The organism is Methylobacterium sp. J-067, from assembly GCF_022829465.1.
Taxonomy (GTDB): domain Bacteria; phylum Pseudomonadota; class Alphaproteobacteria; order Rhizobiales; family Beijerinckiaceae; genus Methylobacterium; species Methylobacterium litchii.
The window spans coordinates 60,098-77,829 of sequence record NZ_JAKSXZ010000110.1; the positions used below are offsets into that span (position 1 = coordinate 60,098).

Below are 17,732 nucleotides of genomic sequence, written 5' to 3' on the forward strand. Positions count from 1 at the left end.
CCAAACCGTGCAATGGCTTGGTTCGGTTCACACTCTAGGCAAGGACAGGTCAATCGACCTCTCGGGTGAGGCGGCTGCGCAGGTCGAAGCCCAGAAGAAGGCGCAGCCGCCCGAACCCGAGAAGCTGCCCGTCCCGGTCCCGGAGCCGGGTGCCCCGCTGCCTGCGTTACCGCCGCCGAGCCCCGTCTACGCACCCATCGAAGCGGACTTGCGGCGGCGAATCGAGCAGGCTGTTCCCGGCCCGCTCGATGTTCAGATCGCCTGGGCCCTCCGCGTGGCGGTCGCAGCCCAGGTGGAGGCCAATCACGAGCAGACGTGCCGGCTGATATTCGGAAGTCAGATCCATGCCCTGAAGCAATTGAACACCCTGGGCTCTCTCACTATTCGACAGGCACGGGAGATTTATGAAAACACAGCCATCCGCAAATTCCCTGGAACATTCCAAGATGAAGAATTCCCGGCTTGGGGTGAATACCTGATAAATCGTGGCATTGTGACCATAGAGCCGGGCGATCCGATTGAAGATACGAAGGCGTTCCTGACGCCATTAGGGAAGGATTTCCTCCTTTTCATCGTTGGCCGTGGGCTAACTGAATACAAGTGGGGCTAGTCCCCCGTCCCGACGTCGACGTTGCCCTGCGCGCAGCCGGGCACAGTCCCGAACAGCTCCTCACTGCGCTCGAACAGGACCATCCGGCCCATCTTCCCCAGATCGATGAGGATCAGGCCCATGCTCCGCACGGCCACCCCCTCGCCGGTCCGCGCGCGCCACTTCCCTGTGCGGGTGTCCCGCGTCTCGCAGCGCGCCGTGACCGACCACTCCCCGGGGCCCGTGCGCCGGAGCGAAAGGTTGGTCGTCAGCTCATCGACGCCCTTGCGCTCGGTCGTGCTGGCTTGCCAGCGGGGCTGATCCATCGGGCCAGCTGCAGCCGGGCCGGCCACCGCGAGGGCGGCCAGGGTGAGAACGGTACGCATCACACTCTCCGTTGACACTTGCTGCGTGCGCCCGCGAGCGGCCTACGTGCGGCCCCGGGGATTCAATCGCTTTGACACTGGCGGCCCCGAATTCATGCCGTTGGACACCGCCGTGAAGGTTTCGACACCGTTGAGTCAGATGCCCCACGGGTCGAGGTCGAGGTCATCCTCGCCGTAGCGAGGCAGGCTGTCGAGCAGCGCGTCGACCTCCTCGTCGGTCGGCGGCGTGTACGGTGCGGCCTCGGGTGCCGTCGGCACGGGCTCGGGCACGTACTGCGTCCCGAGGCGGTAGAACCGGCCCTCCGTCCGGACCCAGCCGTCCCCTCGCGCGATCAGCGGCGACGTCCACGCGAACGTGGATCCCAGCCGGGGATGCCCGGTGACGTAGCCCTTGAGCGACGGCAGGTCAGTGCCGGGGTACGTAGTCTCCTCCCACCGGTCGATGTGCGGGGCGTCCGCGAGCTGCTCCGGGGACGGCGTCCAGCCCGAGGCCAGGAGGTCGGCGTCCCGAACACGGCTGCGGTTGCGCTCAGCGATCTCGGCGAGCGACGGACGGCGACATCTCATAGTGGAACTCCCCTCGAATACGGTAGATCGATGCACCGTCCCAGTTTGAGAAGCCCGGTCGCATACGACCAGGCCCAGCCCTGGATTTCGCCGGCGGGCTCGTCCTCGATCATCTGCACGGCCGACGTCGTGACCCGGGCGCCGTCGGGATACCGTGGGTGCCCCGAGATGATCCCCGTGAGCACGGCGCCGTCCGCGGACCGGTCGTCAGGTTCGAGGAGCCACTGGTCCAGCAGCGGGGCGCCGGACAGGCGGTAGAGGTCGGCCGGGAGGCGGCCGGGGTAGCGCTGTCGCAGGGCCATGTCACCACTCCATCGTCATCCAGGGTTCTCCACCCTGGAGCTTCATCAGGTGCAGGACGCGGCACTCTTCGATCGGCTCGACCTACAGGTCGACGAAGGTGTCGTGCTCGAACGGGTCGAATAGAAGGGGCTACTCGCCGCCCCACTCGGGCTCAACCACAACGAGGAGCCCTCGGGCCCAGGCGCACACTTCGCGCTGTCCCGTGCGCCAAATGCGTGCGACCGCTCCCGGCTTCACCACGAGCGTCACGTCGACGAGGCGCACGCTCGCCTCATGCCCGATCACGCGGCCGTTCTCTCGGTCGAGTAAAGGCCCTTCCGGCGGTTCCAGTAGGCGTCGATCACGGCTGGCCTCCCGTGCGATCCGGGTGGCTGAATGCGGCCGCCCGGCAGATGACCGAGGCCTTCCTGATGGCGAGGTCGGGGTCGATCTCGCCGGCCAGGAGCTCGCGTTCGAGCTGGAAGGTGAACAGGATCGCGGAGGCCGCGACGGCGTCGTTCACGTGCCGGAGCTCGACGCGGTTGGCCACGAGCTTCCAGTTGATGAAGAGCAGACGCTCCGGGCGCACGGGCTCTATGAGAGAGTACGTCATCGCCGCTTCCCTTAGTGCCGGGCCACGGGCGCGGCGTCGCGCGCCTGCAGGATCCTCGCGACCAGACGCTGGAGCCGGCGGACCGACCCTCCGCGCCAGGCGTCGGCCAGGGCAGAGAGCTCCTCCCCGTCGAGGTCGCCCCAGCGCTCGTCCAGCCCGAGCTCGCGGCACGCCTGGCGGGCGAGCGCGGGGGCGAGGAGGCCCAGGTGCTCCGGCCCCGGCTCGTCGACCCGCACGACCGTCATGCGGTCGAGGAGGCTCGCCGGGATCCCGTCGAGGCTGTTCGCCGTGCACACGTACGTGACGTGCGACAGGTCGAGCTCGGCCAGAAGGTAGGGCGACCGCCACGCCCGGGCTGTCTCCGCCTCGAACAGGCCATGCAGGATGTCGAACGGGTGCCCCCCGCTGGTCCGCGACCCCGCGGCCTTGTCGAGCTCGTCCAGCAGGACCAGCCCGTTCGCCGTCCCCGACCGCGCCAGCAGCCCGTCGACGACGCCGGGGTGCCCAGACGACCATCTTATGGGCGTACCCCCGATCGAATTATCGGAGGTGGAGTCCAGGCTGAACCGGGCGAACGGGAGGTTCGAGACCTCCGCCGCCTGGCGGACGAGACGCGACTTGCCGGAGCCCGGCGCGCCGACGAGGCACGTCACGGACAGCCCCCAGTGGGGGCGGCCGCCCTGGCCGGCGCGGATCGCCCGGACCGCCGGCGCGTGCCACGGAGCCTCGGCGACGAGCCCCGCCTCCCACGCGGTCCAGTCCGCCGGGACCGGGCGCAGCGGCAGGGGAGCGCCAAGGCCCTTGCTAAGCAGGCGCTTCACCTCCCTGGCGTTGTCCGCCTTCCCGACGGCCTCGACGATGCCGGCCGGGAACACGATGACGCCGGCGGAGGCCTCGGGCTCGTCGAGCAGGTTGGCCACGACGCGGTTCGCGCGGTCGTCACTGTCCCGGGGGTCGAAACCCGTGTCGTCGCGGACCTCACCCTTGGCGGCCTGGGCGTCCGCGAGGCGGAGCTCGCGCCAGAACTCGATGTTGCCGGCGTCACGCTCCATGTCCGGGACGACCGCCGCGCGCAGGCGCGCGATGTCGGCGTCCTTCTTAGGGTCGAAGGCGTCGGCCACTTGGAGATGTCCGACCTCACGCAGCACCGCTACAGTCGTGAGCATCAGGATCAGGACGGCGTCGTCGTGGACCGCCGCGGCGGCGACCATCGTGGCGTGGAGCGCCAGGCAGGTCGACGTGTAGTGCCCCATGAACGCCGCCACGAACCTGAGCCTCGCGGCGATCAAGTTGCACGCCCACTGGACGTCCGTGGAGAGCCCCTCGTCGAGCGCGAACCGTTCCGCGCACTTGGCCGCCGCAACGACGTCGTCGACCTTGGGGGTGCCACGAAGCGGCTCGATCAGCGCGGCCAGGGCCTCCGGCAGGCCGCGTGTCTCGACCTGGAATGCCCACGACCTCACGTCGAGGTAGGGGTTGTCCCAGGCGAACGGGGCGCCCTTGCGCAGGGCGTCGAGGTCGGGCGGGCAGTTGGGAAGCGTGACTGCGGGTGGCGTGTGAACGCGCAGAGACAGGCGTGCCTCATGGGCCCGCTTGGGGTCGAGGGTCATCGGAGTTCCTATGTCCGGTGCGCCGGTGAGAACCGACGCTGGGAGTTGGGACTGTACGGGACGGGGGTTTAAGATTCCGTCTCGGGATCCTGTGATCCAGGGAGACGACGCTGTTTTCGCGCCCACTCGACGAGCTCGCTGGCGTCCTCGACCAGGGAACGCGCCTTCTTTCCCACGACGGCGTCGACGCGGGAGCCGTGCTTGAGCGGGGCGATGCCGCCGCGCAGGCTGGCAACGGCCATCAGCATGTGCCCGAGGGCGCGCGGGTGCTCGCTCGCGGCGCCCCGGGCGAGCAGGACGAGGACCCAGGGGGGCAGGCCCCAGCGCTGGATGCGGTCCCGGTTGCAGGTGCGGGCGTTCAGCCCCGTGACCGCCGCGAGCGGCTTGCTCCACTCGGGGCCGAGGATCTTGCTGGCGGCGACGTTGACCGCCTCGACGAGGGCCTCGGCGATGTCGCCATGGGCGAGCTCGCGCCCGTCCACGTGCGCCGTGCGCCCGACGTAGACGAGGGGCCGGCCGTCGAGGAGGCCGACCGCGGTGCCGTCGTACAGCCCCTCGTCGAGGGGAACGAGCTCGATGATCATGATCCCTCAGGGGGCTAGGAGGTCGACCGAAACGAAGCGGCGGTCACCATCGTTCGCGGCCGCCCACATGGCGAGGCGAACCGCGTAGACGCGGCCCGCGACGGTGATGGAGACCCGGCTCACAGCCCGGCCTTCCTGAGCCGGGCCATGCAGCGGGGGCAGTCCACCGGCTCGACGCGGACGTCGCCCCAGCCAACGGAGCGGGGACCGGGCTTGGCCCCGCAGAGCGCCGGGCTGGCGCCGGACCACACCCCGCAATCCTCCTCTGGGACGGCGTGAAGGCGGCGGCCCTGGCCGCCCTGGTGGCCGGTGCGAAGCGTGCCCATCATGTCCGAACTCCGCCACGCGGTGCCGTCGGGCAGGACGTAGCGGGGGGCCGCGGCGAGGAACTCCACGCGCTCTGCGGCGAGCCGGATGGCGGCCTCACGGCCCTTGGCCTCGTAGGCGGCGGCGTCGGCGGCACGCTGCTCCGGCGTGCGGGTGTCGCGCGCCTCGGCCTCGGCGGCGATTCGGTCGAGGTATCCGAATATGCCCATGGCGATGATCCCGGGATGGAGGGCGCCCCGGTGGGATTGCCGGGGCGCGGGTGTGGGCCGGGGATCAGGCCGCGTCGCGCTCGACGACGACGTAGAGGCTGCCGTTCTTGGCGTAGCCGTAGGAGTTCCGGCCGTGGGCGTCGTAACCCTCCGACTTCACGCGGCGATACAGGGCCTCGGTGCAGGGCCACGCGCGGTAGCCCAGGGTCGCCGCGTGGGCACGGGCCTCGTCCTCGTCCAGGAAAATCTCCCGGCGGCGGCAGTCGTAGGACACGGCCCACTTGCTCTCGGAGATCTCCGCGACCACGGGGGCGCCCGTGCCGTTCCAGTTGTAGGCGTCGGCGAGCGCCAGCTCCTCGCTGCGGCCGATGCCCCAGATCCCCTCGACCTCGTTGGGGGTGAGCGTCGCCGGGAGGGCGATGTAGAAGCCGCGCAGGTCCTCCACCGGGACAGGGCCGTGCTCGGCCGCGAGGCGGGCCAGGAGCTCGTCGGTGGCGGAATCGTAATCGGCGCCCTCGGACGTCTCGTGGGCGATGTGCTCGCGGATGGCGGTGGCGGCGAGGTCGCGGTCATCCTGGGTGGCGGCAGCCTTCCAGGCGGCGATGGAGGTGTCGAGGGTGATCTTGCTGGTCATCGGGAGTGCCTCTTGTTATCCCTGGGTCGGTGAAAACCGGCCCGATATGTCTGCATTTAGCAGACACGGTTCGTAGCACAAGCCCCTGGCCGTTCGATTTCCGGTCGCCTCCCGTGACCCCCGATCACACACCCCCCGGCCGCCCTCACCTGCCGGCATGGTTACTTGTCCGTCGCCAGAGGCTAACGCGATCAAATAATCCGGCCCGGAACGTGACCTATATAGAAGTCACTCTGGCAAAACGTGGCCTAAGTAACTCATATGGTCCCCCACGTGGGACACGCGAAATTCGTTCACCAATACATGCGTTAACCTCTGGTGCGCCTTGACTTCCGCCCTCTGGACGAATCCCCCCCGTCGACGGAGGATGCCGGCATTCCTCCCCGCCGGGCACGGCCGGGAGCCCGCGCGGTGCCTGGCGCGGGGGCCCATCCCAGGGGCCTTATCCAGGGACTGAGAGGGGTCCCTTGCCACGGGGGCCCCTTTCTCGTTCCGGGGGGCTAGGCGAATCCGGAATTCCTGCTTCGATCACCGTGAGCCCCGGCAGCTGACTCGGTGACAGCGCCGCGCTGAAAACATGGAGAGAGACGTTCGACTCGTCTCCGGGGCACCAACGGTTTCGAGGGGGACCGGACGTGTCGACCATGGACATCCTGCGCGAGGCCTCGGCACGCCGCCGCGGCGAGCGCGAGACACCGGCCCTCGAACGGATCCGGCACATCCAGCAGCGCTACCTCGACGACTGCGTCGTGGACTTCGGGAGCGAGGACCAGGAAGCCTGCCTGGATCGGGCAGCGCGGCGGCACCGCCTTGCACTCCTGCTCGTCCTCCTCGAACAGCCCGACGGGGCGGACCGCGACCTCGACGTTGCCCTCGACGTCGTCATCGGGCTGAAGCGGCCGGCCGCTGAGGGGCCGGCGTACACCGGCAGCCACGACGCGGCGCGTGCGTTCGTGGCGGCCGCCCTGCCGGGGTTCTGGGTCTCATCTGGGCTTTGCGGGCTCACCGGGCACGCATTCCTGGGACCCGACTACAACGGCCCCTCGGGCGAGCGCCTGCGCCGGGATTGGACCCTCGATGGCGAGGGCACCGTCGAGACGTGGGACGAGGACCTCGCCCCCGGGGACGGCACGCACCGTGAGTGCCGCGCCATCCTCGCCTGCGCCGTCCGGGCGCTGTCCTACCAACACGAGAGGCAGTCTCGCGGGAACGAGCTCACCGGCCTCATCAAACAGGTGGCGGCCGCCGCCGTCTCGCCGCCGGCACGTGCCGTCGATCTCCCGGCGGTCTGGTTGGCCCATGGCTGAGACCATTGAGGCGACCATCCTCCGGCTCCGGGCCGAGCGCCTGACCCAGGCCGCCATCGCCGAGCGCCTCGGCCTGCCCCAGCCCATGATTTCGAAGATCCTGCGCGACGCCGGCGTGCGGGGAAGCTGGACCCGGACCCGACCGGGGCGCGCCTCGCTCGCATCCTGACGCTGCTCGCCCACGGCTACACCCAGGCCCGCATCGCGGCCGAGGTCGGCGTCTGCCAGGTGCAAGTGTCCGAGATCCTCAGGAAGGCCGGTTACCGGCGCCACCGGTACGCTCCCCGGCGCCGGTGCCCGAAGGCCGCCTGAAAGCGAACGGGCCCGGGGAGGTCATCCCAGAGCCCTTCGTTGCCACCTGTCGAGGCTTGCCGCCTGATGCGGTCCGCCGGCCGGGGCCTTGGCCTCCCCGGATTTCCGTCATCATCGCGATGGCTCCCGCCGAACGAGCGGCCGCCGTCCGTGATCGGCGTCCCATGCTTAGACGAACAGCCTGACCTCGACAGTCGGGGGCGATGATCGCCTGGATGGGGGATTCGTCAACGCCGGCGATTCCGGCGCCATCGGTTGTATCGATGTTGTATCGCGGGGCCGCGAGCCCAAGCCGGCGCCACGCAAGGGCAGCGACTAAATGGCCGCCCTGGCTCATGGAAATGGCTGTAGGGGGAGTGGAGCGGGTACCGGGAATCGAACCCGGGTATTCAGCTTGGAAGGCTGCTGCTCTACCATTGAGCTACACCCGCGCGACGGCCCGTCTAGCATGGCGGCCGCCGCCTGAGAAGGCTGGCTTCAGGTTGTAAGACCGAGCGCGGCGCGGGCCTCCGCAGGCGTCGCGACGCGCCGTCCGTGGCGGGCGACCGCCTCGGCCGCGAGGCTCACCAACTCGGCGTTGCTCGCCGCCAGCCGGTCTTTGGCGATGCGGATGTTGTCCTCGAGGCCGGTGCGCACCGCATCCGCTCCACGCGCCAGCGCCCAGTCCATCACCACCGCCTGGTTGCGGCCGATGCCGGCGGCCGTCCAGGTCGCCTTCGGCAGGGTGCGGCGGCACTCGTTCAGCAGGATGTCGAGGAGGTGCTCGTCCGCCGGCATGGCGTTCTGCACGCCCATCACGAACTGCACATGCGGACGCTCGTCCATCAGCCCGGCCTCGATCAGGCGCTTGGCCCCGTGCAGGTGCGACAGGTCGAAGATCTCGATCTCGGGGCGGACGCCGTTCTCCTTCATCTGCGTGGCGAGGTCGGTGACGAGGCTCGCGGCATTCTCGTAGACGATGGTCGGGAAGTTCACCGAACCGGTCGAGAGGGAGGCCATGTCCGGCCGGTGCTTCAGCGAGAGGCCCCGTGCCGCCGGATCGCGTCCGCGCCCGCCCGTCGAGAACTGGACGATCATGCCGGGGCAATGCCGGCGCAGGCCCTCCTGCACGGCGGCGAACTTGTCGGGGTCGGAGGACGGACTCTCGTCGCCGTTGCGCACGTGGATGTGGGCGAGGGTCGCGCCGGCCTCGAAGGCCTGCTGCGTCGACTCGATCTGCTCCGCGATGGTGGTCGGCACGGCGGGGTTGTCCTTCTTGCGGGGCACGGACCCCGTGATCGCCACCGCGATCACCACCGGCGCGTCGTTCCCGTTTGCCGCCATCGCGCGTCTCCTCTCCCTGATCGGTCCCGCCCCCGGGGGGTGATAGCGCCTGCATCGCCACGACAGAAGAGCGTCCGCCGGGCTTGAGTCGCCGCCGGGATCGTTGCACCTCTCCCTTTAGGGGCGAAGGGGATTGGGATGGACGACACGGTGCTGGTCCTGAACGGGCCGAACCTCAACCTGCTCGGCCAGCGCCAGCCGGAGATCTACGGCAGCGCGACGCTCCGCGACGTCGAAGATCTGTGCCGGGCCACCGCCGCCGGGTTCGGGCTGACGGCCGAATGCCGCCAGAGCAATGCCGAGCATGTCCTGATCGAGGCGATCCACGCATTCCGCGTCGGCTGCGCCGGCATCGTCATCAATGCCGGCGCCTACACGCACACCTCGGTGGCGATCCTCGATGCACTCAACGCCTGCGAGGTGCCGGTGATCGAGTGCCACATCTCGAACGTGCACCGCCGGGAGGAATTCCGGCACCATTCCTACGTCTCGAAGGCCGCCACCGCCGTCCTCGCGGGCTTCGGCATCCACGGCTACGCCCTGGCGATCCGCCACCTCGCGCATCTGCGCGCGGGCACAGGGTCGGAGAAGGGTTGACGCACGCTGCCGATGGCCTGAGGAAACCCCCTAAATCCGCTCTCCCCGAAAGCCGTGACATGACTTCCTACTTGCCGATCGACCGGAAGCTGATCGCCCGCGAGGCGGCGAAGATGTTTCTGGAGATCGAGGCCGTCCATTTCTACAAGGGCGAGCCCTTCAAGTTCACCTCCGGCTGGGCGAGCCCGGTTTATACCGATTGCCGGAAGATCATCTCCTTCCCCCGCTTGCGCTCGGCGCTGACCGACTTCGCCGTGGCGACCATCGTGCAGGAGATCGGCTACGAATCGCTGACGCATATCGCGGGCGGCGAGACCGCCGGCATCCCCTTCGCCGCCTGGATCGCCGACCGGCTCGGCCTGCCGATGCAGTACGTCCGCAAGAAGGCCAAGGGCTTCGGCCGCAATGCGCGGATCGAGGGCGAAGTGGTGGAAGGCGCCAAGACCCTGCTGGTCGAGGATCTGGCGACGGACGGGCGCAGCAAGATCAACTTCTGCTCGGCCCTGCGCGACGCAGGCGCGGTGGTCGATCACTGCTTCGTGCTGTTCTACTACGACATCTTCCCCGACAGCGACGATTTGCTGAAGGAAAATGGTTTGAAGATGCACGCGCTCACCACGTGGTGGGACGTGCTCGAAGTCGCCAAGGAGATGGGCACCTTCGACCCCGCGACGCTCAAGGAGGTCGAGAGCTTCCTGCACGAGCCGGCCACGTGGTCCTCGGCCCATGGCGGCATCTCCGCCTTCGGCCAGGGCTGAGCGCGCCATGGCCGCGTCCCCCCTCGACCGCCTCGTCATCGCCAAACCGGACGATTGGCACATCCACCTGCGCGACGGCGCCATGCTGCGCGCGGTGCTGCCCTATACGGCGGCGCAGTTCGCCCGCGGCATCATCATGCCGAACCTCGTGCCGCCGGTGACGTCGGTGGAGGCCGCCTCGGCCTACCGGGATCGCATCCTGGCGGCGCTGCCCGAGGGGCAGAGCTTCACGCCGCTGATGACCTGCTACCTCACCGACGCCACGAGCCCGGACGAGATCGAGCGCGGATTTCGCGAAAAGGTGTGGATCGCGGCCAAGCTCTATCCGGCCGGGGCCACCACCAACTCGCACGCGGGCGTCACCGACCTTGGTAACATCGCCCCCGTGCTGGAGCGGATGGAGCGGATCGGCATGCCGCTCCTGATCCATGGCGAGGTGACGGACCCGGCGGTCGACATCTTCGACCGCGAGGCGGTGTTCATGGAGACGAAGCTCCTGCCGCTGCTCGCGCGGCACCAGGGGCTGAAGGTCACGGTGGAGCACGCCACCACTGCCGAGATCCTCGACGTGGTGCGCGCCCACGCCCCACGCGTCGCGGCGACGATCACGCCGCACCACCTCGTCATCAACCGCACGCACATCTTCCAGGGGGGCCTCAGGCCGCACCTGTATTGCCTGCCGGTGGCCAAGCGCGAGCGGCACCGCCTCGCCCTGCGCAAGGCGGCGACCTCGGGCGAGAGCTGCTTCTACCTCGGCACCGATACGGCGCCGCATCCGGTCGGCGCCAAGGAATCGGCCTGCGGCTGCGCGGGCGTCTTCTGCGGGCCTACCGCTCTGCAGACCTACGTGCAGGTCTTCGACGAGGAGGGCGCCCTCGACAAGTTCGAGGGGTTCGCTTCCCTTAACGGCGCCCGCTTCCACGGCCTCGCACCGAACGCCGAGACCATCACCCTGGAACGGCGGCCCTGCCGGGTCGTCTCCTGCGTCGCGGTGGACGAGACCGAGGTCGTCGTCTTCCGGGGCGACGAGACCCTTCCCTGGACCATCGGGAGCGCATGACCATGCCCGGCGCGGACGGTATCACCGCGCTCGGCGCGGTCCATCTCTCCGCCGCCATCCGCGGCCGGGCGATCTCCTGCGTGGAGGTGATGCGCGCCTATCTCGACCGGATCGCGCGCCTCAACCCGACCTTCAACGCCATCGTCGCCCTGCGCGACGAGGCGATCCTCCTGAACGAGGCCGCCCAAGCCGATGCCGTCCTGGCGCGGGGCGAGCCGGTGGGGCCGCTTCACGGCTTCCCCCTGGCGGTGAAGGATCTCGACCCCGTGCGGGGCCTGCCCTTCACGCAAGGCTCGCCGATCTTCGCCGAGCGGATCGCGGAGGCCGATTCGATCATGGTCTCGCGCCTGCGGGCGGCGGGGGCGATCTTCATCGGCAAGACCAACATCCCAGAATTCGGCCTCGGCTCGCACAGCTTCAACCCGGTCTACGGCGTCACCGGCAACGCCTACGATCCAGGCAAGACGGGCGGCGGGTCGAGCGGCGGCGCGGCGGTTGCCGTCGCCCTGCGGCTGCAGCCCGTGGCGGACGGCACCGACCATGGCGGGTCGCTGCGCAATCCCCCCGCGTTCAACAACGTTTACGGCCTGCGCACCTGCTGGGGGCGCATCCCGTCCGAAACCCTCGACGTGTTCAGCCCCAGCCTCAGCGTCCACGGCGCCATCGGGCGCAGCCCGGCCGATATCGGCCTGATGCTCTCGGTGCAGGCGGGCTACGATCCGCGCTGCCCGAACTCGATCCGCCAGGATCCCGCCGGCTTCGCCGGGCCGCTGGAGCGCGATTTCCGGGGCGTCCGCATCGCGTGGCTCGGGGATTTCGGCGGGCGCATCCCGTTCGAGCCGGGCGTGCTCGAGACCTGCCGCGCCGCGCTCACCGCCTTCGCCGATATCGGCTGCCTCGTGGACGAGGCGGTGCCGGAGTTCGACATCGAGCAGGTCTGGCACGATTGGGGCGTGCTGCGCGCCTTCACCGTGTCCGCGAATCTCCGCCCCCTCGTCATGGACCCGGCCCGCCGGGCGTTGATGAAGCCCGAGGCGGTGTGGGAAGCCGAACGCGGCGCCGACCTCACGGCCGATCAGGTGATGGCGGCGCTGGAAGGCCGGACGCGCTGGTACGGGGCGCTGCGCCGCTTCATGGACGTCTACGACTTCGTGGTCATGCCGACCGCGCAGGTCTTCCCCTTCGATACCGCAAGGCGCTGGCCCGATACGATCCACGGGCAGGCGATGGATACCTACCATCGCTGGATGCAGATCGCGGTGCCTGCGACCATGGCCGGGCTCCCCGCGCTGGCGGTGCCGGCCGGCTTCGGCCCGAACAATCTGCCGGTGGGAATCCAGATCGTCGGGCGCAATCACGGCGAGCTCGCCTGCCTGCAACTCGGTGCGGCCTACGACGCGGCGAGCGGCTGGGTGCGCCGCTTCCCGCCCCCGGCGGCGTGAGGCGTTGCCGGCAAGGTTTCTCCTGAGTCAGGTCGTTGACCGGCCGGCTTTCCGGGAGTAAGACGCACAATCCTTGGTGCGAGGCCTCCGAACGATCGGGGGATACGCGCCGGGCGGAGTTTGGTTTTCGCGATGCGCACGGTCCTTATTGTAGCGGTGGCGTCACCAACCGGGCGGCTCTAACAGGAGCCGCGATCCGGCTGGTGGCGCATGCAGGGTCCCTCGGGGCCCTTTTTTGTTGTCCGCGACAGGCGCATCGGAACGAGGGACGGCCAGCGACAAGGCCGAAAGGACGAGGAGACGGACATGGGCGGCGAGGTCATGACCGGGGCCGAGATGGTCATCCGGGCGTTCCAGGATCAGGGCGTGGATACGCTCTTCGGCTATCCGGGCGGCGCGGTGCTGCCGATCTACGACGCGCTGTTTCACCAGGAGGCGGTGAAGCACATCCTCGTGCGCCACGAGCAGGGCGCCGTTCATGCCGCCGAGGGCTATGCCCGCTCGTCCGGCAAGGTCGGCTGCGTGCTCGTCACCTCGGGCCCCGGCGCCACCAACATCGTCACCGGCCTCACCGATGCGATGCTGGATTCGATCCCGCTCGTCTGCATCACGGGTCAGGTCCCGACGCACCTGATCGGCACCGATGCCTTCCAGGAATGCGACACGGTCGGCATCACCCGGCACTGCACCAAGCACAATTACCTCGTGAAATCGATCGAGGACCTGCCGCGCATCCTGCACGAGGCGTTCTACGTCGCGAAGAACGGTCGCCCTGGCCCGGTCGTCATCGACCTGCCGAAGGACATCCAGTTCGCCTCGGGCCTCTACGAGCGCCCCACCACGATGCGGCACAAGACCTACAAGCCGGCCGTGAAGGGCGACCCGGAGCGCATCCGCGCGGCCGTCGAGCTGATGGCCGGCGCGCGCCGTCCGGTCTTCTACACCGGCGGCGGCGTCATCAACGCCGGACCGGAGGCCTCGCGCCTGCTGCGTGAGCTGGTCGCCGAGACCGGCTTCCCCATCACCTCCACGCTGATGGGCCTCGGCGCCTATCCGGGTTCGGACGAGAAGTTCCTGGGCATGCTCGGCATGCACGGGACCTACGAGGCCAACCTAGCGATGCACGAATGCGACGTGATGATCTGCATCGGCGCGCGCTTCGATGACCGCATCACCGGCCGCCTCGACGCGTTCTCGCCGTTCTCGAAGAAGATCCACGTCGATGTGGACGCCTCCTCGATCAACAAGGTCGTGAAGGTCGATGTCGGCATCCTCGGCGATTGCGCCTACGTGCTCGCCGACATGCTGGAGGCGTGGCGCGCCCTGCCGTCGAAGCCGGAGAAGTCCAACCTCGAAGGCTGGTTCCAGAAGATCCGCCAGTGGAAGGCGCGCGACTGCCTCGCCTATTGGCCGTCGGGCACGATCATCAAGCCGCAATACGCGGTGCAGCGGCTCTACGAGGCGTGCAAGGACCGCAAGACCTTCATCACCACGGAGGTCGGCCAGCACCAGATGTGGGCGGCGCAGTACTTTAAGTTCGAGGAGCCGAACCGCTGGATGACCTCCGGCGGCCTCGGGACGATGGGCTACGGCCTGCCGGCCGCCATCGGCACGCAGCTCGCCAACCCAGACGGACTCGTCGTCGACATCGCGGGCGAAGCCTCGATCCTGATGAACATCCAAGAGCTTTCGACGGCCATCCAGTACCGGCTGCCGGTGAAGGTGTTCATCCTGAACAACGAGTATATGGGCATGGTCCGCCAGTGGCAGGAACTGCTTCATGGCTCGCGCTACTCGCAGAGCTATTCGGAGAGCCTGCCGGACTTCGTGAAGCTCGCGGAGGCCTACGGCGCGAAGGGCATGCGCTGCGAGAAGCCGGGTGATCTCGACGCGTCCATCGCGGAGATGCTCGCCTATGACGGCCCGGTCCTGTTCGACTGCGTGGTCGACAAGACCGAGAACTGCTTCCCGATGATCCCCTCGGGCAAGGCGCACAACGAGATGCTGCTCTCCGACTACCTCGGCGAGACCGGCGTCGAACTGGGCGACGTGATCTCCGAGGAAGGGAAGATGCTGGTCTGAGCCCTGCTCCGGGGATCAGCCGTGCCGGCCCTCCTCAGACCCGCGGATGCTGCCTGTGCGCAGCATCCGCAGCGCCAGGGCGAGGCGCCGCCGGAGCCCACGCACCGGCACCTCCGGCAGTTCGTCGTGCCGTCGCCCGTCGAGGGTCGGCGTCGCGGCGGCGCGCTCGGCCGGGCTCGCCACCTCGCGCTTGCGCAGCGTGACGAAGAACTCGATCGTGTTGCGCTCGGTCGGGTCGATGCGGGCGATCTCGAACGGGATCAGCCCGAGTTCGATCACCTCGCGGAAGATTTCGAGGAAGCTCGCGGGCGTGTAGACCGTGCAATGGGCATCGTAATAGCTGCCATGGGCGGCGACGTTGCGCGCATCGGCCAGGGCCCGCGCGAGCTGGCCCTCGAAGATCGGCTTCGGATTGCGTTCCCGCCCGGCCCAGACGGCGAAGGGATCGACCTCGGCGACGCGGGACACGTAGTCGAACACCTGGGTGGGGCTCGCGAGCCGCGCCCCTGCCAGATGGTGGCCGACGAGGTCCGCCGTCGTGGAGGGGCGGCGGTGGAAATCGAAGGTGAAGCGCTTGTCGGGGACCGCGAGGAAGATCACTCCTCCCTCGCGCAACACGGCGGCGAGTTCGTTCAACCAGCCGAGCGGGTCCGCGATGTGCTCCATCACGTGGCTGGCCACGATGTAATCCACCGGCGCGCGTGGTCCCAGGGCCTCGGCGAGGGTCTGGTGTTCGAGGACGAGATCGACCTCGACGATCGGCTGCGCGTCGGGTCCGATGACCGACTCATGGCCCGCGTATTTCGCGCGGAGGTCGTCGGTGGTCCGGTGGTCGGCATAGAGGATGTCGCCGTCCTCGCGCCGGATCAGCGGCCGGTTCAGGGGGCCGAGTTCGACGCCGAGGCGTCCGCTGGGGCACACGGCATCGAGGGCGCGCTGTCGGGCTGTCATCCGCCGCGCCGTTATCATGCGTCTCGGGGAGCGTCCAGGCGACCTTCCGGGGCGGGACTTCGCAGGGACCGGCTCACAAAGGGCCGCAACAACAGGACGGGACCACGGGCATGAACGCGATGAACACCCACTACCCGGATCCGGTTCGGGTCGAAGCGGTGAACCGTCACACGCTGGCGGTGGTGGTGGACAACGAGCCGGGTGCCCTGGCGCGGATCTCCGGCCTGTTCTCCGGTCGCGGCTACAACATCGAGAGCCTGACCGTGTCCGAGACGGAGGAGGCGCGCCACATCTCGCGCATCACTATCGTCACCACGGGCACCAACGCCGTCATCGACCAGATCAAGGCGCAGCTGGACCGCCTCGTCTCCGTGCACCGGGTGGTGGACCTGACCCTTCAGGGCAACGCCCTGGAGCGGGAGATCTGCCTCGTGAAGGTGAAGGGCGAGGGCGAGCACCGCAGCGAGGCCCTGCGCCTCGCCGCCGCCTTCGGCGCCAAGACGCTGGACGCGACGCTCAACTCGTTCGTCTTTGAGCTGACCGGCGCGACGGAGGAGATCGACCGGTTCGTGCGCCTGATGAGCGTGATCGGCCTCGTGGAGATCTGCCGCACCGGCATCGCCGCGATGAGCCGGGGGGCGGAGCCGCTTTAGGATGGAGGCTGCGCGTCTGCTATGATGCGCCGGTCCCGTGGGAGTCGCGAGCCATGGAAGCCAAGGTCGTCCGCTGGGGTGACGATCTCGTCGTGAGGTTGACCGACTTGGAGGCCGAGGAACTCGGCATCCGGGAAGGCGAAACCGTCGAGATCGTCGCCAAGCGCGTCTCCGCGCCGGAGACTCCGAAGAGGATTGAGCGTCGCTACGTCGATGGGTTGCCGCTGTATACCCTGCGGGAAATGATCGAGGAGATGCGGCGTCTTGGTCCTGACGCCGAGCCGCCGACCGTGGATTGGGGACCGGATCGCGGGTCCGAAGTGATTGATGACGAGCGTGACCCATACTGATTGGCAACCTAGCCCGGGCGAATTGCTGCTGGTCGATCTGGAGCCGGTTCGCGGTACGGAGCAAATGGGTATCCGCCCGGCCATCGTCGTTTCAGACACCGACATGAACAGGCTAACGCGCCGGGTGGTCGTCTGCCCGATCACTCGTAATCCGCATCCCTGGCCGACCAAGGTGTTTCTGCCAGCTGGACTCGGCGTTGAAGGCGCGATCTTGGTCGACCAGGTTCGTTCGCTTGATAGGGCATCGCGGATCCTCAGAAGCCTCGGGACCGCCCCCGACGAAGTTCTGACCGAGGTGCGCGGCAAGCTGCGCGCCCTTCTGGGCCTCAACGGCTGATTCTCTTCTCGTTCTGTATCGAAAGCCGCAATGACCGCCCGCACCCTCTACTACGCCCCCGGCGCCTGCTCGCTGGCGGCGCATATCGTCCTTGAGGAATCCGGTCTGCCCTTCGAAGGCAAGGCCCTCGATCTCGCCAGGGGCGACCAGCGCTTGGGGCAATACCTCGCCATCAACGACCGGGGGCGGGTGCCGGCGCTGGTCGAGGACAGCTGGGTGCTCACCGAATGTTCGGCCATCATGCGCCACGTCGCCCGGCAGGTGCCGGAGACGGGCCTGTGGCCGGCGGAGCTGTGTGAGATGGCCATCGCCGACGAATGGCTCGGCTGGCTCGCCTGCAACCATCACGTCACCTATGCCCATGTCCGCCGCGCCGAGCGTTACACGGACGACGAGGACGCCCATGACGGCATCCGCGCCAAGGGCGCCGACACCTACGGCGATCTCTGCACCATGACCGAGGTGCGGCTCTCCCACGGGGGCTGGGCGGTCGGCGACCGTTTCACCGTGGCCGATGCCTACCTGATGGTCTTCTGGGTCTGGGGACGCGGGCAGGTTCTGAAGTTCGACATGGCGGAACGCTTCCCCGCCTGGACGGCGCACGCCAAGCGCGTGGCCGCCCGACCGGCGGTGCAGACCGTCTTCGCCCGCGAGGGCTTGGCGCTGCCGGCCTGACGGCGGATCAGCCCTGTACGGTTTGGCCTTCCGTTCAGAGGCTTGCGCGGCTAAAAGCCCGCGCTATCGCACGGCCGCACACCC

The 17,732-nt window shown here is 68.7% G+C and carries 22 protein-coding genes and 2 tRNA genes; 13 read left to right on the plus strand and 11 right to left on the minus strand.

Annotated elements, in window-relative coordinates; genetic code table 11:
- Nucleotides 1–7: 7 nt before the first annotated feature.
- Nucleotides 8–610: a hypothetical protein gene (locus MKK52_RS15305; RefSeq protein ID WP_243955234.1), complete on the plus strand. Its 603-nt coding sequence runs from the start codon at nucleotides 8–10 to the stop codon at nucleotides 608–610.
- Here MKK52_RS15305 and MKK52_RS15310 read toward each other — a convergent pair.
- The 8 genes from MKK52_RS15310 to MKK52_RS15345 all read right to left on the minus strand — a co-directional run bounded on the left by MKK52_RS15310 (nucleotide 607) and on the right by MKK52_RS15345 (nucleotide 5,801).
- A complete protein-coding gene (locus MKK52_RS15310; protein WP_243955235.1) occupies nucleotides 607–975 on the minus strand; it encodes a hypothetical protein in 369 nt (122 codons plus the stop codon). The two genes, MKK52_RS15305 and MKK52_RS15310, sit on opposite strands and share 4 nt — an antisense overlap.
- 135 nt (nucleotides 976–1,110) lie before the next feature.
- Entirely contained in the window at nucleotides 1,111–1,542 is a 432-nt protein-coding gene (locus MKK52_RS15315; RefSeq protein WP_243955237.1) for a DUF6634 family protein, read from the minus strand.
- Nucleotides 1,539–1,844, minus strand: coding sequence for a hypothetical protein (locus MKK52_RS15320; protein WP_243955239.1), 306 nt, complete (start codon nucleotides 1,842–1,844; stop codon nucleotides 1,539–1,541). The genes MKK52_RS15315 and MKK52_RS15320 overlap by 4 nt, the downstream gene beginning before the upstream one ends.
- 341 nt (nucleotides 1,845–2,185) lie before the next feature.
- Complete coding sequence (locus MKK52_RS15325; RefSeq protein WP_243955242.1) at nucleotides 2,186–2,437, minus strand: hypothetical protein; 252 nt, start codon at nucleotides 2,435–2,437, stop codon at nucleotides 2,186–2,188.
- Nucleotides 2,438–2,448: 11 nt separating this feature from the next.
- Nucleotides 2,449–4,047, minus strand: a complete 1,599-nt coding sequence (locus tag MKK52_RS15330) for an AAA family ATPase (protein ID WP_243955244.1) — start codon at nucleotides 4,045–4,047, stop codon at nucleotides 2,449–2,451.
- 68 nt (nucleotides 4,048–4,115) lie between these two features.
- Entirely contained in the window at nucleotides 4,116–4,631 is a 516-nt protein-coding gene (locus MKK52_RS15335; protein ID WP_243955245.1) for a hypothetical protein, read from the minus strand.
- Between the two features lie 119 nt (nucleotides 4,632–4,750).
- A complete protein-coding gene (locus MKK52_RS15340) occupies nucleotides 4,751–5,167 on the minus strand; it encodes a hypothetical protein (RefSeq protein ID WP_243955247.1) in 417 nt (138 codons plus the stop codon).
- Between the two features lie 64 nt (nucleotides 5,168–5,231).
- Nucleotides 5,232–5,801, minus strand: a complete 570-nt coding sequence (locus MKK52_RS15345) for a hypothetical protein (protein WP_243955249.1) — start codon at nucleotides 5,799–5,801, stop codon at nucleotides 5,232–5,234.
- Between the two features lie 537 nt (nucleotides 5,802–6,338).
- Between MKK52_RS15345 and MKK52_RS15350 the strand changes: the two genes are divergently transcribed.
- From MKK52_RS15350 to MKK52_RS15360, 3 genes are all read left to right on the plus strand, one after another.
- Nucleotides 6,339–6,414, plus strand: a tRNA-Phe gene (locus tag MKK52_RS15350).
- A gap of 22 nt (nucleotides 6,415–6,436) precedes the next feature.
- On the plus strand, nucleotides 6,437–7,108 hold the full coding sequence (locus tag MKK52_RS15355) for a hypothetical protein (protein WP_243955251.1): 672 nt from the start codon (nucleotides 6,437–6,439) through the stop codon (nucleotides 7,106–7,108).
- On the plus strand, nucleotides 7,101–7,277 hold the full coding sequence (locus tag MKK52_RS15360) for a helix-turn-helix domain-containing protein (protein ID WP_243955253.1): 177 nt from the start codon (nucleotides 7,101–7,103) through the stop codon (nucleotides 7,275–7,277). Before MKK52_RS15355 ends, MKK52_RS15360 begins: the two co-directional genes overlap by 8 nt.
- 500 nt (nucleotides 7,278–7,777) lie before the next feature.
- Here MKK52_RS15360 and MKK52_RS15365 read toward each other — a convergent pair.
- Together MKK52_RS15365 and MKK52_RS15370 are read right to left on the minus strand one after the other, a co-directional pair.
- A tRNA-Gly gene (locus MKK52_RS15365) sits at nucleotides 7,778–7,851 on the minus strand.
- 46 nt (nucleotides 7,852–7,897) lie between these two features.
- On the minus strand, nucleotides 7,898–8,743 hold the full coding sequence (locus tag MKK52_RS15370) for a 3-keto-5-aminohexanoate cleavage protein (RefSeq protein WP_243955255.1): 846 nt from the start codon (nucleotides 8,741–8,743) through the stop codon (nucleotides 7,898–7,900).
- A 138-nt stretch (nucleotides 8,744–8,881) separates the two neighbouring features.
- Here MKK52_RS15370 and aroQ point away from each other — a divergent pair, with 138 nt between their 5' ends.
- The 5 genes from aroQ (at nucleotide 8,882) to MKK52_RS15395 (ending at nucleotide 14,682) form a co-directional block, all read left to right on the plus strand.
- Nucleotides 8,882–9,340 carry a type II 3-dehydroquinate dehydratase gene (gene aroQ / locus MKK52_RS15375; protein ID WP_243955257.1) on the plus strand — a complete coding sequence of 153 codons (459 nt, stop codon included), beginning with the start codon at nucleotides 8,882–8,884 and terminating at the stop codon, nucleotides 9,338–9,340.
- Between the two features lie 59 nt (nucleotides 9,341–9,399).
- Complete coding sequence (locus MKK52_RS15380; protein WP_243955259.1) at nucleotides 9,400–10,098, plus strand: orotate phosphoribosyltransferase; 699 nt, start codon at nucleotides 9,400–9,402, stop codon at nucleotides 10,096–10,098.
- A gap of 7 nt (nucleotides 10,099–10,105) precedes the next feature.
- Nucleotides 10,106–11,158 carry a dihydroorotase gene (gene pyrC, locus MKK52_RS15385; protein ID WP_243955261.1) on the plus strand — a complete coding sequence of 351 codons (1,053 nt, stop codon included), beginning with the start codon at nucleotides 10,106–10,108 and terminating at the stop codon, nucleotides 11,156–11,158.
- A complete protein-coding gene (locus MKK52_RS15390; RefSeq protein ID WP_243955263.1) occupies nucleotides 11,155–12,600 on the plus strand; it encodes an amidase in 1,446 nt (481 codons plus the stop codon). The genes pyrC and MKK52_RS15390 overlap by 4 nt, the downstream gene beginning before the upstream one ends.
- Nucleotides 12,601–12,906: 306 nt before the next feature.
- A complete protein-coding gene (locus tag MKK52_RS15395; protein ID WP_243955266.1) occupies nucleotides 12,907–14,682 on the plus strand; it encodes an acetolactate synthase 3 large subunit in 1,776 nt (591 codons plus the stop codon).
- Between the two features lie 15 nt (nucleotides 14,683–14,697).
- Here MKK52_RS15395 and MKK52_RS15400 read toward each other — a convergent pair whose 3' ends face one another.
- On the minus strand, nucleotides 14,698–15,633 hold the full coding sequence (locus tag MKK52_RS15400; protein WP_243955268.1) for a methyltransferase domain-containing protein: 936 nt from the start codon (nucleotides 15,631–15,633) through the stop codon (nucleotides 14,698–14,700).
- Between the two features lie 110 nt (nucleotides 15,634–15,743).
- On the opposite strand from MKK52_RS15400, the gene ilvN reads away from it, so the two are divergent.
- The 4 genes from ilvN to MKK52_RS15420 are packed head-to-tail and all read left to right on the plus strand — an operon-like array spanning nucleotide 15,744 to nucleotide 17,648.
- Nucleotides 15,744–16,286, plus strand: coding sequence for an acetolactate synthase small subunit (gene ilvN, locus MKK52_RS15405; RefSeq protein ID WP_243955270.1), 543 nt, complete (start codon nucleotides 15,744–15,746; stop codon nucleotides 16,284–16,286).
- Between the two features lie 53 nt (nucleotides 16,287–16,339).
- Nucleotides 16,340–16,636 (plus strand): MazF family transcriptional regulator, encoded by a 297-nt coding sequence (locus MKK52_RS15410; RefSeq protein WP_243955273.1) that lies wholly within the window; start codon nucleotides 16,340–16,342, stop codon nucleotides 16,634–16,636.
- Nucleotides 16,614–16,973, plus strand: coding sequence for a type II toxin-antitoxin system PemK/MazF family toxin (locus MKK52_RS15415; protein ID WP_243955276.1), 360 nt, complete (start codon nucleotides 16,614–16,616; stop codon nucleotides 16,971–16,973). Before MKK52_RS15410 ends, MKK52_RS15415 begins: the two co-directional genes overlap by 23 nt.
- 30 nt (nucleotides 16,974–17,003) lie before the next feature.
- Entirely contained in the window at nucleotides 17,004–17,648 is a 645-nt protein-coding gene (locus MKK52_RS15420; RefSeq protein ID WP_243955278.1) for a glutathione S-transferase family protein, read from the plus strand.
- Nucleotides 17,649–17,732 lie beyond the last annotated feature (84 nt).

What these genes read in the sequence shown, in the direction of transcription:
- MKK52_RS15325 (WP_243955242.1), bottom strand. Translation starts at nt 2,437, where the DNA reads ATGACGTACTCTCTCATAGAGCCCGTGCGCCCGGAGCGTCTGCTCTTC.
- MKK52_RS15315 (WP_243955237.1), bottom strand. Translation starts at nt 1,542, where the DNA reads ATGAGATGTCGCCGTCCGTCGCTCGCCGAGATCGCTGAGCGCAACCGC.
- MKK52_RS15420 (WP_243955278.1), top strand. Translation starts at nt 17,004, where the DNA reads ATGACCGCCCGCACCCTCTACTACGCCCCCGGCGCCTGCTCGCTGGCG.
- MKK52_RS15415 (WP_243955276.1), top strand. Translation starts at nt 16,614, where the DNA reads ATGACGAGCGTGACCCATACTGATTGGCAACCTAGCCCGGGCGAATTG.
- MKK52_RS15400 (WP_243955268.1), bottom strand. Translation starts at nt 15,633, where the DNA reads ATGACAGCCCGACAGCGCGCCCTCGATGCCGTGTGCCCCAGCGGACGC.
- MKK52_RS15320 (WP_243955239.1), bottom strand. Translation starts at nt 1,844, where the DNA reads ATGGCCCTGCGACAGCGCTACCCCGGCCGCCTCCCGGCCGACCTCTAC.
- aroQ (WP_243955257.1), top strand. Translation starts at nt 8,882, where the DNA reads ATGGACGACACGGTGCTGGTCCTGAACGGGCCGAACCTCAACCTGCTC.
- MKK52_RS15380 (WP_243955259.1), top strand. Translation starts at nt 9,400, where the DNA reads ATGACTTCCTACTTGCCGATCGACCGGAAGCTGATCGCCCGCGAGGCG.
- MKK52_RS15410 (WP_243955273.1), top strand. Translation starts at nt 16,340, where the DNA reads ATGGAAGCCAAGGTCGTCCGCTGGGGTGACGATCTCGTCGTGAGGTTG.
- MKK52_RS15310 (WP_243955235.1), bottom strand. Translation starts at nt 975, where the DNA reads ATGCGTACCGTTCTCACCCTGGCCGCCCTCGCGGTGGCCGGCCCGGCT.
- MKK52_RS15345 (WP_243955249.1), bottom strand. Translation starts at nt 5,801, where the DNA reads ATGACCAGCAAGATCACCCTCGACACCTCCATCGCCGCCTGGAAGGCT.
- MKK52_RS15370 (WP_243955255.1), bottom strand. Translation starts at nt 8,743, where the DNA reads ATGGCGGCAAACGGGAACGACGCGCCGGTGGTGATCGCGGTGGCGATC.
- MKK52_RS15395 (WP_243955266.1), top strand. Translation starts at nt 12,907, where the DNA reads ATGGGCGGCGAGGTCATGACCGGGGCCGAGATGGTCATCCGGGCGTTC.
- MKK52_RS15360 (WP_243955253.1), top strand. Translation starts at nt 7,101, where the DNA reads ATGGCTGAGACCATTGAGGCGACCATCCTCCGGCTCCGGGCCGAGCGC.
- MKK52_RS15335 (WP_243955245.1), bottom strand. Translation starts at nt 4,631, where the DNA reads ATGATCATCGAGCTCGTTCCCCTCGACGAGGGGCTGTACGACGGCACC.
- pyrC (WP_243955261.1), top strand. Translation starts at nt 10,106, where the DNA reads ATGGCCGCGTCCCCCCTCGACCGCCTCGTCATCGCCAAACCGGACGAT.
- MKK52_RS15330 (WP_243955244.1), bottom strand. Translation starts at nt 4,047, where the DNA reads ATGACCCTCGACCCCAAGCGGGCCCATGAGGCACGCCTGTCTCTGCGC.
- ilvN (WP_243955270.1), top strand. Translation starts at nt 15,744, where the DNA reads ATGAACGCGATGAACACCCACTACCCGGATCCGGTTCGGGTCGAAGCG.
- MKK52_RS15390 (WP_243955263.1), top strand. Translation starts at nt 11,155, where the DNA reads ATGACCATGCCCGGCGCGGACGGTATCACCGCGCTCGGCGCGGTCCAT.
- MKK52_RS15340 (WP_243955247.1), bottom strand. Translation starts at nt 5,167, where the DNA reads ATGGGCATATTCGGATACCTCGACCGAATCGCCGCCGAGGCCGAGGCG.